This window comes from Kribbella ginsengisoli (assembly GCF_039537185.1).
Taxonomy (GTDB): Bacteria; Actinomycetota; Actinomycetes; order Propionibacteriales; family Kribbellaceae; genus Kribbella; species Kribbella koreensis.
The window spans coordinates 26,081-38,740 of record NZ_BAABAA010000017.1; the positions used below are offsets into that span (position 1 = coordinate 26,081).

The following is a 12,660-nucleotide window of genomic DNA, read 5'->3' on the forward strand; positions in this document are numbered from 1 at the left end:
GACGGGTTTCAGGTGTACCGCCTCCATCATTCAGGTACCAGGCTGAAGCCATCACGAGAGGAGCCCCACCGATGACCTGGCTCAAGTCCGAAGACGCCCGCCTGGAAGACCTGCTCGCCGTACTGCGCACCGGCACCGACTCCGCCGACTACCCGTACGCCGACGCGATCGAGCAGCAGGTCCCGCTGTACGACGCCGCCCGCATCCGCAAGGAGGACCCGCCTTCGGTGCAGGCCGAACTGGCGAAGGCGCTCAGCGACGGCCCCGGCATCGTCGTCCTGAAAGGTGCTTTCGGCAACGATGTGGTCGACGCCACCACCGCCGAGTTCGGCAAGATGATCGACGATCAGCATCGGGCCGGCACGGCGGCCGGCGACCACTTCGCCAAGCCCGGCGCGAACGACCGGGTCTGGAACGCGCTGGAGAAGCTGGCGTTGCAAGCGCCCGAGGTGTTCGCCGCCTACTACTCCAACGATCTGCTCGCGTTGACGGCGAAGGCGTGGCTCGGCCCGGCGTACCAGGTCACGTCGCAGGTGAACGTGGTGAATCCGGGAGGTGAAGGTCAGACGGTGCACCGCGATTACCACCTCGGATTCCAGTCGAACGAGGTCGCGGCTCAATACCCTGCTCATGTGCACAAGCTGTCCAGCGTGCTGACACTGCAGGGGGCGGTCGCGCACTGTGACATGCCGGTGGAGAGCGGGCCGACGCTCTACCTGCCGCACTCGCACAAGTACGAGCTGGGCTACCTGGCCTGGCGGCAGCCCGAGTTCGGCGAGCACTTCGTCGCTCATCACGTGCAGTTACCGCTGGCCAAGGGCGACGCGGTGTTCTTCAACCCGGCGCTGTTCCACGCGGCCGGCAGCAACCACTCGAGCGACATCTTCCGGATGGCGAACCTGCTGCAGATCTCATCGGCGTTCGGCCGGGCGATGGAGAGCGTCGACCGGGTCCGGATGGCGGTCACCCTCTATCCCGTACTGCGTACTCTGCGGCACGATGACGCCTTCGATCTGGACAATGTCATCGCCGCGAGCGCCGAGGGATACGCTTTCCCGACCAACCTGGACCGGGACCAGCCGATCGGCGGACTCGCTCCACAGACCCAGGCCGATCTGGTCCGCCAAGCCCTCGCCGAGGACTGGCCCGACATCCGGCTGCAGCAGGCCCTCGACGAGCACGCGGTACGCCGCCGTACCGATGACATCTGAGTAAGGGAGTACGCATGGAACCGCTTCGCATCGGAATCCTCGGCGCCGCCCGGATCGCGGGCCGCGCGATCGCCGAACCGGCCCGGCTGACCGGCGCCCGGCTGGTCGCGGTCGCTGCCCGGGATACCGGCCGGGCGGAGGCGTTCGCCGCCGAGCACGGGGTGGAGCGGGTGCTGGCGAGCTACCAGGACGTGATCGACGATCCGGAGGTCGAGGCGATCTACAACCCGCTCGCCAACGGTCTGCACGGTCCGTGGAACCTCCGGGCGATTGCCGCCGGCAAGCATGTACTGACGGAGAAGCCCTCCGCGAGCAATGCGACCGAGGCGGCCCTGGTGCGTGATGCTGCGCGCGAGCGGGGCGTAGTGGTGATGGAGGGCTTCCACTACGTCTTCCACCCGGTGACGCGGCGGCTGCATGAGTTGCTGGCCAAGGGCGAGCTAGGCGAGCTGCAGCACGTCGAGGCCACCATGGTGATGCCGCCACCGGCCGACGACGACCCGCGCTGGTCGCTGTCCCTTGCTGGTGGTGCGGTGATGGATGTCGGCTGCTATGCGCTGCATGCGCAGCGGATGCTCGCGCCCTGGGGTGGTGGAACGCCGAAGCTGGCCAGTGCCCGGGCAGGAGAGCGCAAGCGGCTTCCTGGTGTGGATGAGTGGCTCAATGCCGACCTGGTGTTCCCCAACGGGGCTACTGGCGCAGTGCGGACGAGCATGGCCGGTGAGGAGCTCGACTTCAGCCTGCGGATCATCGGTACGCGGGGTGAGGCGTTCGCACCGAGCTTCGTCCTGCCGCACCTGGACGACCGGGTCACGGTGAAGACCAAGGAGGACACCTGGGTCGAGCGGCTCGGTACCAAGTCCTCCTACACGTACCAACTGGAGGCGTTCGCCGCGCACCTCCGCGACGGCGCACCGCTGATCACCGACGCCGACGACGCCTACGCGACGATGGAGCTCATCGACGCCTGCTACCGCGACGCCGGACTCCAGCCCCGCCCTTCCTCGACTATCTAGCCACCCACACCCTGGTGATGGCCCGGGTGGCGTTCAGGTCCTTCAGCGGATCTCCTGCGATCAGCAGGAGGTCCGCCCGTCGGCCTGCCTCGACAACACCTCGGTCTGCCAGCTTGAAGTGCTTCGCTGGTCCGGCTGTCGCCGCAGTGAGGGCTTCGGCGTTGGTCAGGCCGGCTTGGGTCAGCAACTCGAGCTCCCGGTGCAGGCTGGCGCCGTACTCGACCGGTGGCACACCAGGCTGATCATTGGCGTCGGTACCGGCGAGGATCGGCACACCCGCTTCATGCAGCGCACTGACCGTCTCGAGGGCATCCTCAAGGCGAGTGCCTCTGAGCTTGCTGATCGACTCCGCCATCGTCAGCGTCGGTACTACGACCTGCCCGGCCGCCGCGATCGCCTCGACCTGCTCAGGACGCAGCACCTCCCCAGGCGGCACGTGGGTGACGATGTCCACGCCGATGGCGATCGCGAGATCATAGGCGCCCAGCGAAGTGGCGTGAGCGATCGTCCTCAGCCCTGCATCGCGTGCGGCCACAACAAGCGCCGCAGCCGTTGCAGGGTCGGGGCCGCCCTCTCCCGGTGCTTCGAGGACCAGCTTGAGGTAGTCGGAGCCGTCCGCGATCCGGCTGCTCACCATGTCGCCGGCCTGCTCCGGCGTACCGGCGTACGCGCCCTCCGGCATCCCGAACTGCGCATGCCGCCCACCCCGGCCGATGACCGGCAGCCCCGCGCTCCTGATGTCGGTGACGCCCGGCTGGTTGCGCAACGACTGCACCAGCGAGGCCGGCCAGGTCGCCATGTCGAGCGCGGTGGTCACGCCGTACGACACCAGCTTCGCCAGCGTCTCCGGCCCCTTCAGATGCAGATGCGCGTCGATCAGCCCCGGCAGAAGCGTCAAACCGTCCGCCTCGACCACCTCGGCAGGCTCACCTGCTTCAGCCGCGATCACCTGGCCGTCGATCACCACATCCCGCGGCCCGGTCAGCTCCCGCCCGTCGAACACCCGAGCCCCACGAATCAGCGTCGTCGCCATCGGTCCTCCTCCGTACGGAACAACTAGCACTTTATAGTACAAGCTGTACCATAAGTACATGACGAGCCCCACCGACCCCCGGATCGAGCGGACCCGGCAGCACGTGCTCGCCTGTGCTCGCGAGCTGTTGCTGGCCGAAGGCGCCGAGGCGGTGACCTTCAGCGCGCTGGCCAGGCAGGCCCGCGTCTCGCGCAACACCCTCTACCGGCACTGGGCGACCCCCGAGCAACTACTCGTCGACCTGACCCTCGAGTACTACGTGATGCGCGTCGACGACAACGAGTCGATGACCGTGCCCGAGTTCCTCCACGGCCTGCGCGGCAACCTGAGCACCGCCGAGACCGCGTCGATTCTGACGGCCCTGATCGCCCGGGGGCAGCGCGACGAGAGCACGTCCGAGGCGCTCCAGTACCTCGCCGGCCGGCGCAAGGAGGCGCTCGCCGCGATCACCGGTCCGCTCAGCGACGCCCAGTTCGCGGCGCTCGTCGGCCCACTCTTCTACCAGGCATTCGTCGCCCGCGGCCGTCTCGACGACGCTTTCGTCGACGAACTCATCAGCCTGACCACTCCAGGTTAAACGTTCAAATTTGTTCCGTTGATGCCTTGACGCGCACTTATGAACAGTGGCTAACTAACTGGAGCCGCCCAGTCATGAGGAGACTCCCGTGCGTCGTCGCTCGCTGTCCTTACTGTCCGTCGTCGGTCTGATCGCGCTGGCCGCGCCCTTCGCCTCCTCTGCGGGCACGGCAGCCAGTACGCCGTACGCCGGCCCTGCTGCCGGGCCGGTCTCGCCGCAACCCCAGCAGGTGACCAACCGGAGTGACGGGTTCGCCCTGCCGCCCGTGGTCGGGCTGGTGCGGGGCAAGGACTCCGATGCGGACAGCGAACGAGTCGTGCGGCAGGTGCTCGACCTGGCCGGGGTGACCGAGGTCAAGGCCACCGACGGCGCCGACCCCGGTACGCCGACCACCATCTGGCTCGGTGAAGGACCCTTGGACGGGCTGCAGGTCAACGGTAGTGCCGGGTTGCCCGCCGAGGGCTACGTGCTGGCGGCTGGGCGCGATCGTCAGGGCCGCAATCAGGTAGTACTGGATGGCGTCGACACCGACGGCACCTACTACGCCGCCCAGACGCTCACTCAACTCGTGCAGACCCGGCACACCGGCACCGGCTGGATGCCTGGCGTCTCGATCCGGGACTGGCCGACCATGCGGTACCGCGGCTCGATCGAGGGCTTCTACGGCACGCCCTGGTCACAGGCCGACCGGCTGGACCATGTCGACTATCTCGGCGCGCATCGGATGAACACCTACGAGTACGCGCCGAAGGACGACCCGTACCACCGGGAGAAGTGGCGCGAGCCCTACCCCGCCGACAAGCTCGCGCAGCTGGGCGAACTCGTCACCCGCGCCCGCCAGAACAAGGTCGACTTCACCTTCGCCCTCTCCCCCGGACTCGACATCTGCTACACCTCCGAGTCGGACTTCCAGGCGCTGATCGCGAAGTTCGAGGCGCTCTACGCGCTCGGCGGCCGGTCGTTCAACGTGCCGCTCGACGACATCGACTACAACACCTGGCACTGCGACGCCGACCGGGCGAAGTACGGGACCGGCGGAGCCGCCGCCGGACGCGCGCAGAGCGAACTGCTGAACCGCGTCCAGCGCGAGTGGGTCGAGACCAAGCCCGATCTCGCACCGCTGCAGATGGTGCCCACGGAGTACTACAACGTCTCGGAAAGCCCGTACAAGAAGGCATTGCGGGAGCAGCTCGACTCCGACGTCGTCGTGCACTGGACCGGCGTCGGCGTCGTTCCGCAGACGATCACAGCCACACAGGCCGCTGCCGCGAAGGCCGTCTTCGGACACGACATCCTGATCTGGGACAACTACCCGGTCAACGACTACGCGGCCGGACGCCTGCTGCTCGCTCCGTACAGCGGTCGCGAACCCGCCCTCGCCGCCGACGTCGTCGGCATCATCTCCAACCCGATGAACCAAGCCGCGGTCAGCAAGATCGCGCTCTACTCCTTCGCCGAACTCGGCTGGAACCCTGCCTCCTACAACGAACAGGCCTCCTGGCTTCGTGCCTTGGCGGAACGCTCCGACGGCGAGCAGCGCACGATCAACGCCCTGAAGGTCTTCGCCGACCTCAACACGTACGACGGCACCCTCCACTCGGCGAGCGCGCCGGTGCTCCAGGCCGCGATCGACACCTTCTGGCAGACCTGGCGTACCGGCGACAGGGCTTCCGCGATTGCGGTACTCCGGCCAGTCGTGAAGGCCGTCGCCGAGGCGCCGGCCACGATCCGCGCCGGCGTGCCCGATCCGGCCTTCGCCGCCGAGGCAGAGTCGTGGCTCAAGGCAACCGAACTGTGGGGCCAGGCGATGCTGCGCGGACTCGATCTGCTCACCACCCTCGACAACGGGAACGGCGCCCGCGCCTGGACGGCCCGTCAGGAGATCGATGCGCTGGTCACCCAGGCCAAGGCGATCCGCGACAGCCGGCTGCCGCACAGTGGGACGTATCCGCGGATCGGCGAGCGCGTCGTCGACGAGCTGCTCGCCGAGATCGGCCGCGTCCAGGATCGCTGGCTCGGCGTCGTCCCGGCGCGTGCTGCCTCGACGACGCTCGGCATCTATCAGGACAACGTGCCGGCGCGGATGGTCGACGGCGACCTGAACACGTTCTTCTGGAGCAATGGGACTCCTGCGCCGGACTCCGAGGTGCGGGTCGACCTCGGCGAGAGCACGGCGATCGGTGACATCGCCTTGCTGATGGGCAAAGCGGGCAGTCCTAGCGACTTCATCCAGTCGGGTGCGCTCGAGTACTCGGTCGATGGGGCTCACTGGACCGAGCTGACGCGTGCCACCACGGCCGAGGTACGGGTCACGGCGCCAGTTGGAACCAAGGCGCGCTATGTCCGGTACCGGGCGTTGGCGGCGGACGACTTCTGGGTTGTCGTGCGTGAGTTCTCGGTGCAGACGCTTGGCGGCGGCAAGACCTCGATGACAGTCACCGGTACGCCGACGCCCGCCACGGGTTCGTCGTACCAGGCAGCCGTCGATGGCAACGTTGGGACGGCCTATCTGGCGGGCAATGCGCCGGTAGCCGGGGACGCGTTGGTGGCGACGCTGTCGGCGCCTCGGGCTCTTGCAGCGGTGACTGTGCTCCAGCGGACGGCCGCAGTGGGGTCTGCTGAGGTAGAGGTCCGCGTTGGCGGGCAGTGGCGTCAGGTTGGTCGCGTGACGAGGGCATACACCGAGTTGGCTTTTGGCAGCCTTCAAGCGGAGGCGATTCGCCTTGTATGGAACGGCGGGAGCGCTACCCCACAGGTAGCCGAGCTGATCCCGCGCTGGGCGGATACACCGCCCGTCACGCTCACAGTCGACGACACCGACGTGGTCCGGGGCCAGACCACCACCGTCGACGTCGCCCTGGCGGCGCCCGTCGATGTCACGGGCACGCTCTCCATCGCAGCTCCCGCTGGCTGGGGAGCGCCGGCTAGCCAGCAGGTCGAGGTAGCACGCGGCTTCACTCGCACAGTCTCCTTGAAGCTGACCCCACCAGCCGACGCGCCTCTGACGGCAGTCGCCATCCCGGTGACCTTCACAATCGGCAGTCAGACCTACACCAGCACGCTGACCGCGTCGGTTCGCCCGAAGACCTCCACCACCAACGCCCTGCTGAACCGACCAGCCACCGCATCAAGCGTCGAGCCCGGCACCTCCTTCACCCCGGACCTCGCCGTCGACGGCAACCCGACCACCCGCTGGGCCTCTGGCTACGACGACGCTTCCTGGCTACAGATCGACCTGGGCACCACCACTCGACTCGGCAAGGTGGTCCTCCAATGGGAAGCCGCCTTCGGATCGGCGTACCGGCTGGAGGTCTCCGACGACGGCACTACGTGGATCACCGCAGCCGACATCATCGGCGGCGACGGCGGTACCGACACCGTCTGGCTCGACGCGACCGGCCGCTACCTACGCCTCCAGGGAGTCGACCGCGCCACAACCTACGGCTACTCCCTGTATGACTTCGATGCCTACGCGATCGTCCCGTGACCGTGTTGCAAGTCCATCCAGACTAGATCTCAACTCACTCTGAGTAGTCGCCAAGCCTTTACATTCGACCCATGCGGCAGACGATCAGAAGACTTCTGCGGTCGACGACCGCAGGAGGAGCTGCTCTCCTGGTGATCGTGGCCGGCCTCGGTACGCCGACGCCGGCCTTCGCCAACACCAGCCGGCCGAACACGGACTCGTTCAGCATCAGCAAGTGGCTCGTGTTCCCCGAGCTGTTCCTGTGCCTGAACTACTCCGTGACCGGCACCCTGACCTACAAAGCGGTCCGGTACGGGCCGGTCGACGGCAACATCGACTATCGCGTGGCCAGTCCGCAGGTGGTGGCGCCGACACTGACCGTCAACGGGTACCAGTACGACTCGGTCAGCCATGGGTGCACGCGGAAGCCGCTGGCGTGGCTGAAGCTCGACGTGCAGCACGCGTACAAGGGCTACGGGTGCTCGTTCAATCCGAGTATCAGCGTGCAGGTGCCGTTCTCGATCGGCGTCGGCTTCTGGCCGAGCTGCGGCAACCGGAAGGTCGGCTTCTGGAACTCCAGCTATGGGCAGGCGAAGAGCTGGAAGCAGTACAACTCGTCGGCACGGGTGAAGTTCGATCAGCAGAGGTGGTACCAGCCGCAGCACAATCCGCTGCCCAAGCCGAGCTGCTACGGCGTGATGGTCCGGTACCACGTGTACATGCGTGGGATCGACGACACGAAGGACACCGGGCAGTTCGCGATCTGCCCGACTCCTGAGTGGTGACTTCGACTGGGGTAGTCACCACTCAGGAGTGAGCGGTCAGTCGTGCGTCGGGAAGCCCAGGTTGAGGCCGCCGTGGGATGGGTCCAGCCAGCGGGAGGTGATGACCTTGCCGCGGGTGAAGAAGTGGACGCCTTCGGTGCCGTGTGCGTGGGTGTCGCCGAAGAGTGAGTTCTTCCAGCCGCCGAACGAGTAGTACGCCATCGGGACCGGGATCGGCACGTTGACGCCGACCATGCCGACCTCGACCTCGGTCTGGTACCGCCGGGCGGCGCCGCCGTCGTTGGTGAAGATCGCCGTGCCGTTGCCGTACGGATTCGAGTTCACCAGCTCGAGCGCCGCGTCGTACGACGGGACGCGCAGCACCGACAGCACCGGGCCGAAGATCTCGTCGGTGTAGATCGACATGTCGGGGGTGACCTTGTCGAACAGCGTCGGGCCGAGCCAGAAGCCGTCGTCGCCACCGTCGAACGGACCCTCGCGGCCGTCGACGGCCAGCTCCGCGCCGGCCTCGACCCCGGCCTCGACGTACCCGACGACCTTGTCGCGGTGCGGTCCGGTGACGAGCGGGCCCATGTCGCTGCCGCGGGTGCCGTCGCCGGTCTTCAGCGTCCCCATCCGCTCGCGGATCTTGGCGATCAGGTCGTCGGCGACCGGCTCGACCGCGACCAGCGCGGAGATCGCCATGCAGCGCTCACCGGCTGAGCCGAAGCCGGCGTTGACGGCGGCGTCGGCGGCCAGGTCGAGATCGGCGTCGGGCAGGACGACCATGTGGTTCTTGGCGCCGCCCAGCGCCTGGACGCGCTTGCCGTTCCGGGTGCCGGTCTCGTAGACGTAGCGCGCGATCGGCGTCGAGCCGACGAACGAGACGGCCTTGACGTCGGGGTGCTCGAGCAGCCGGTCGACAGCCTCCTTGTCACCGTGCACGACGTTCATCACGCCGTCCGGCAGCCCCGCCTCCTTCCAGAGCGCGGCGACCGCGTTGACCGCGGACGGGTCCTTCTCCGACGGCTTGATCACCACGCTGTTGCCACAGGCGATCGCGATCGGGACGAACCACAGCGGCACCATCGCCGGGAAGTTGAACGGCGAGATGACCGCGACCACGCCGAGCGACTGCCGGATCGAGTAGACGTCGACGTTGGTCGAGACGTTCTCGCTGAAACCGCCCTTGAGCAGGTGCGGGATGCCGCACGCGAACTCGACCACCTCCAGCCCACGGGTGACCTCGCCGAGCGCGTCCGAGAGTACCTTGCCGTGCTCGGCGGTGATCAGCGCGGCGATCTCCTCCTTGCGCGCGTTCAGCAGCTCACGGAAGGCGAACAGCACCTGGGCGCGCTTGGTGAGCGAGATCGTGCCCCACGCCTTCGACGCGTCGTGGGCGACCTTCACCACCTCGTCGACGGTGGCCGCCGAGGCCAGGTCGAGCTCACCGGTCGCCTCGCCAGTGGCCGGGTTGTAGACCTTGCTGGTCCGCTCGGAGACTCCCGTCCACGGGCTTCCGCCGACCAGATGGGTGATTCGCTCAATGCTCACAGCTGCATCCCTCGCTCGTTCGGTAAGTCTGCGTTCCTCGTCCGATGACCTCGCCGGCCTTCATCCGTCAGTCCTCATCCGTCGGCCTTCACTCGCCGGTCCTCATCCGAGGACCTCGTCGCGGGCGACCATCTCGACCTCGACCGGGCGGCCCTCCTGCAGGGACAGGACGCCGGCCGTGCAGACCGCCGCGGCCGCGTACCCGTCCCAGGCGCTCGGGCCGTCGATCTCGCCCTTCGCCGCGGCGTCCACCCAGCGCTGGACCTCGATGTCGTACGCGAGCCCGAACCGGACCCGGAAGTCGTCCGGCACCGCGCCACCCCAGTGTCCGGCCTGCTTGGTCAGTACGTCGACCCCGAGACCGATCGTCGCGCTGCCCTTCTCGGCGACAGCCTCACAGCGCACCTCGTACCCGACCTGGAAGTTCACGAACACCTCCACGTCGGCGATCGCGCCACTGGCCATCTCGAAGATCGCCAGCTGCGGATCGAGCACCCCTTCGGCGACCAGGCTGGTCGGCTTCGGGGCGTGCACGGTGATCCGCTTGATCTCGTCGTCGAACAGCCAGCGCGCCACGTCGACCTCGTGCACCAGGGAATCGCGCACGATCATCTCGCTACGGAAAGTCTCCGGGACCGTCTTGTTCCGGTGCACGTTGTGCAGCAACAGCGTCCGGCCGAGCTCACCGGAGTCCAACAGCTGCTTCAACCGCGCGTACTCCGGGTCGAACCGCCGCATGAACCCGACCTGGATCAACGGCCGCCCCAGCTTGTGCTCCGCCTCGACCACCCGCAACGACGACTCGGCATCCATCGTCAACGGCTTCTCACAGAGCACCGGCTTCCCCTGCTCCAGACAAGCCATCAACTGCTCCCCATGCGCAAACCCCGGCGAGGCGATGATGACCGCATCAACCTCGTCATCACCGATCAACGCCAGTGGATCTCCAACCACCCGCACGTCGCCCAGCGCCGCAGCCAAGGTGGTTGCCCGCGCGGTGTCTGGGTCGGACACCGCGACGAGGCGGGCGCCTGAGATGCGGCGGGCGACCCGTTCGGCGTGGTCGGCGCCCATGGCTCCGACGCCGATGATGCCGATCCTGAGGTCCTGGGTCATGTGCTCTCCAGCGGGGATTGGATCCTGGCCGGCCCGTCGACCGGCCGTGCCACCGCGCTTGCGTCGATGTCGCGCAGCTCGTGGCTGAGCGCCTCCAGCTCGGAACCACCGGCCATCTCGTTGGTCAGCTGCTCCAGCGTGATGTCGGCACGATGCGTGTCCAGCGCCACCCGGCCCAGCTTGAGTACGACGAAGTGGTTCCCGACCAGATACGCGTGGTGCGGGTTGTGGGTGATGAAGACGACGCCCAGCCCGGCATCGCGCGCCTTGACGATGTACTTCAGCACGACCCCCGACTGCTTGACGCCGAGCGCCGCCGTCGGCTCGTCCAGGATCAGCACCTTGGCGCCGAAGTAGATCGCCCGGGCGATCGCGATGCACTGCCGCTGACCACCCGACAGCATCCCGACCGGCTGATCGAGGTTGGGGATCGAGATCCCCATCTTGGTCAGCTCCTCCTGCGCGATCCGCGTCATCTGGCGGATGTCGAGCCGGCCGAACCCCTTGGTGATCTCGTTGCCGAGGAAGAAGTTCCGCCAGACCGACATCAGCGGCGCGAGCGCCAGGTCTTGATAGACCGTCGCGATCCCGCTGTCCAGCGACTCCCGCGGCGACTTGAACCGGCGCTGCTCGCCGTTCACCGACAGCGTGCCGTCGGTGTGCTCGTGCAGGCCGGCGATGATCTTGATCAACGTCGACTTGCCCGCGCCGTTGTCGCCGAGGACACAGGTGATCTCACCCTGCCGGACCGCCAGCGAGACACCGCGCAACGCGTTCACGTTGCCGTAGCTCTTGCCGACCTGGTCGAGATGGACCACCGGGGTGGTCGGCCCGGCGGCCGCCTCGGCGTCGAAACCGCTCGTGGTGGTCATCGCGCTTCCGCCTTCTTCTTGACGACGAGGTTCACGATCGTGGCCAGCAGCAACATCACGCCCAGGAACACCTTGAACCAGTCCGGGTTCCAGCCGGCGTACACGACGCCCAGCTGCACCATGCCGAAGATGAGCGCTCCGACCGCGCCGCCGACCACGGATCCGTAGCCGCCGGTCAGCAGACAGCCGCCGACCACCGCCGCGATGATGTACAGGAACTCCTTGCCGACGCCCTCGCCGGACTGCACGACGCCGTTCTGGGTGAACAGCAGGTGCATCCCGAAGAACCAGGCGAAGAAGCCGACGGCCATGAACAGGCCGACCTTGACCCGCTTCACCGGTACGCCGACCGCCCGGGCCGCGGCGGCGTCGCCACCGACCGCGAAGATCCAGTTGCCGATCTTGGTCTTCAGCAGGAACCACGCGGCGATCGCCACGAAGACGATCCACCAGACGATGATGATCTTCACCGTGATCCCGCCCAGCTTGAACTGCGACGCGAACACGGCGTGGCCGGTGGAGAACCCGTCCATGTCGCTGATCGAGTTCGACGCCACGGCGCCCGACGTCAGCCGGGTCACCGCGATGTTCAGGCCTTGCAGGATGAAGAAGGTGCCGAGCGTCACCAGGAAGCTCGGCAGCCCGGTCTTCATCAGCAGCCAGCCGTTGAACGCGCCGATCAGCAGAGCCAGCGCCAGCGACACGACCATGGCGAGCCAGACGTTGACGCTGAACTGGTACGCGAAGATGCCCGCGGTCAGACCGGCGGTCGTCACCGCGACGCCGGCCGACAGGTCGAACTCGCCGCCGACCATCAGCAGCGAGACCGGGACGGCCATGACACCGATCAGGGCGGCCCCGTACAGGATCGTCCCCACGTTGTTGATGTCCCGGAAGGGAGCCGCGGCGATCGCGAAGAAGACCAGGATCGCTGCCGCGCCGACCAGGGAGCCGATCTCCGGCCGGCTCAGCAGGCGGGCGGACACCGACCGGGTGGAGACCCGGTCGTCGGCCGCCGCCGGCGTGGTGATCGTCGATGCCATGGCCGGGC

General features: G+C 67.5%; 10 protein-coding genes. 5 read left to right on the forward strand and 5 right to left on the reverse strand.

Going from position 1 to position 12,660, the window contains the following annotated elements; translation table 11 throughout:
* Positions 1-71 precede the first annotated feature (71 nt).
* Together ABD768_RS37660 and ABD768_RS37665 are read left to right on the forward strand one after the other, a co-directional pair.
* Positions 72-1,211 carry a phytanoyl-CoA dioxygenase family protein gene (locus ABD768_RS37660; RefSeq protein WP_344848953.1) on the forward strand — a complete coding sequence of 380 codons (1,140 nt, stop codon included), beginning with the start codon at positions 72-74 and terminating at the stop codon, positions 1,209-1,211.
* 14 nt (positions 1,212-1,225) lie between these two features.
* Complete coding sequence (locus ABD768_RS37665) at positions 1,226-2,227, forward strand: Gfo/Idh/MocA family protein (RefSeq protein ID WP_344848955.1); 1,002 nt, start codon at positions 1,226-1,228, stop codon at positions 2,225-2,227.
* Here the strand turns inward: ABD768_RS37665 and ABD768_RS37670 are convergent.
* Positions 2,220-3,260: an amidohydrolase family protein gene (locus tag ABD768_RS37670; protein WP_344848957.1), complete on the reverse strand. Its 1,041-nt coding sequence runs from the start codon at positions 3,258-3,260 to the stop codon at positions 2,220-2,222. The genes ABD768_RS37665 and ABD768_RS37670 overlap by 8 nt on opposite strands.
* Before the next feature lie 58 nt (positions 3,261-3,318).
* Between ABD768_RS37670 and ABD768_RS37675 the strand changes: the two genes are divergently transcribed.
* From ABD768_RS37675 to ABD768_RS37685, 3 genes are all read left to right on the forward strand, one after another.
* Positions 3,319-3,837, forward strand: a complete 519-nt coding sequence (locus ABD768_RS37675) for a TetR/AcrR family transcriptional regulator (RefSeq protein ID WP_344848958.1) — start codon at positions 3,319-3,321, stop codon at positions 3,835-3,837.
* An 88-nt stretch (positions 3,838-3,925) separates the two neighbouring features.
* Positions 3,926-7,324 (forward strand): glycoside hydrolase family 84 protein, encoded by a 3,399-nt coding sequence (locus ABD768_RS37680; RefSeq protein ID WP_344848960.1) that lies wholly within the window; start codon positions 3,926-3,928, stop codon positions 7,322-7,324.
* A 71-nt stretch (positions 7,325-7,395) separates the two neighbouring features.
* Positions 7,396-8,088: a hypothetical protein gene (locus ABD768_RS37685; protein WP_344848962.1), complete on the forward strand. Its 693-nt coding sequence runs from the start codon at positions 7,396-7,398 to the stop codon at positions 8,086-8,088.
* A 36-nt stretch (positions 8,089-8,124) separates the two neighbouring features.
* On the opposite strand, the gene ABD768_RS37690 is transcribed toward ABD768_RS37685, so the two are convergent.
* From ABD768_RS37690 to ABD768_RS37705, 4 genes are all read right to left on the reverse strand, one after another.
* Positions 8,125-9,621, reverse strand: coding sequence for a CoA-acylating methylmalonate-semialdehyde dehydrogenase (locus ABD768_RS37690; protein WP_344848963.1), 1,497 nt, complete (start codon positions 9,619-9,621; stop codon positions 8,125-8,127).
* Between the two features lie 102 nt (positions 9,622-9,723).
* Complete coding sequence (locus tag ABD768_RS37695; protein ID WP_344848964.1) at positions 9,724-10,737, reverse strand: Gfo/Idh/MocA family protein; 1,014 nt, start codon at positions 10,735-10,737, stop codon at positions 9,724-9,726.
* On the reverse strand, positions 10,734-11,609 hold the full coding sequence (locus ABD768_RS37700; RefSeq protein WP_344848965.1) for an ATP-binding cassette domain-containing protein: 876 nt from the start codon (positions 11,607-11,609) through the stop codon (positions 10,734-10,736). Before ABD768_RS37700 ends, ABD768_RS37695 begins: the two co-directional genes overlap by 4 nt.
* Positions 11,606-12,652 carry an ABC transporter permease gene (locus ABD768_RS37705; protein WP_344848967.1) on the reverse strand — a complete coding sequence of 349 codons (1,047 nt, stop codon included), beginning with the start codon at positions 12,650-12,652 and terminating at the stop codon, positions 11,606-11,608. Before ABD768_RS37705 ends, ABD768_RS37700 begins: the two co-directional genes overlap by 4 nt.
* Between the last annotated feature and the right edge of the window lie 8 nt (positions 12,653-12,660).

What these genes read in the sequence shown, in the direction of transcription:
- ABD768_RS37700 (WP_344848965.1), bottom strand. Translation starts at nt 11,609, where the DNA reads ATGACCACCACGAGCGGTTTCGACGCCGAGGCGGCCGCCGGGCCGACC.
- ABD768_RS37675 (WP_344848958.1), top strand. Translation starts at nt 3,319, where the DNA reads ATGACGAGCCCCACCGACCCCCGGATCGAGCGGACCCGGCAGCACGTG.
- ABD768_RS37705 (WP_344848967.1), bottom strand. Translation starts at nt 12,652, where the DNA reads ATGGCATCGACGATCACCACGCCGGCGGCGGCCGACGACCGGGTCTCC.
- ABD768_RS37695 (WP_344848964.1), bottom strand. Translation starts at nt 10,737, where the DNA reads ATGACCCAGGACCTCAGGATCGGCATCATCGGCGTCGGAGCCATGGGC.
- ABD768_RS37670 (WP_344848957.1), bottom strand. Translation starts at nt 3,260, where the DNA reads ATGGCGACGACGCTGATTCGTGGGGCTCGGGTGTTCGACGGGCGGGAG.
- ABD768_RS37685 (WP_344848962.1), top strand. Translation starts at nt 7,396, where the DNA reads ATGCGGCAGACGATCAGAAGACTTCTGCGGTCGACGACCGCAGGAGGA.
- ABD768_RS37660 (WP_344848953.1), top strand. Translation starts at nt 72, where the DNA reads ATGACCTGGCTCAAGTCCGAAGACGCCCGCCTGGAAGACCTGCTCGCC.
- ABD768_RS37665 (WP_344848955.1), top strand. Translation starts at nt 1,226, where the DNA reads ATGGAACCGCTTCGCATCGGAATCCTCGGCGCCGCCCGGATCGCGGGC.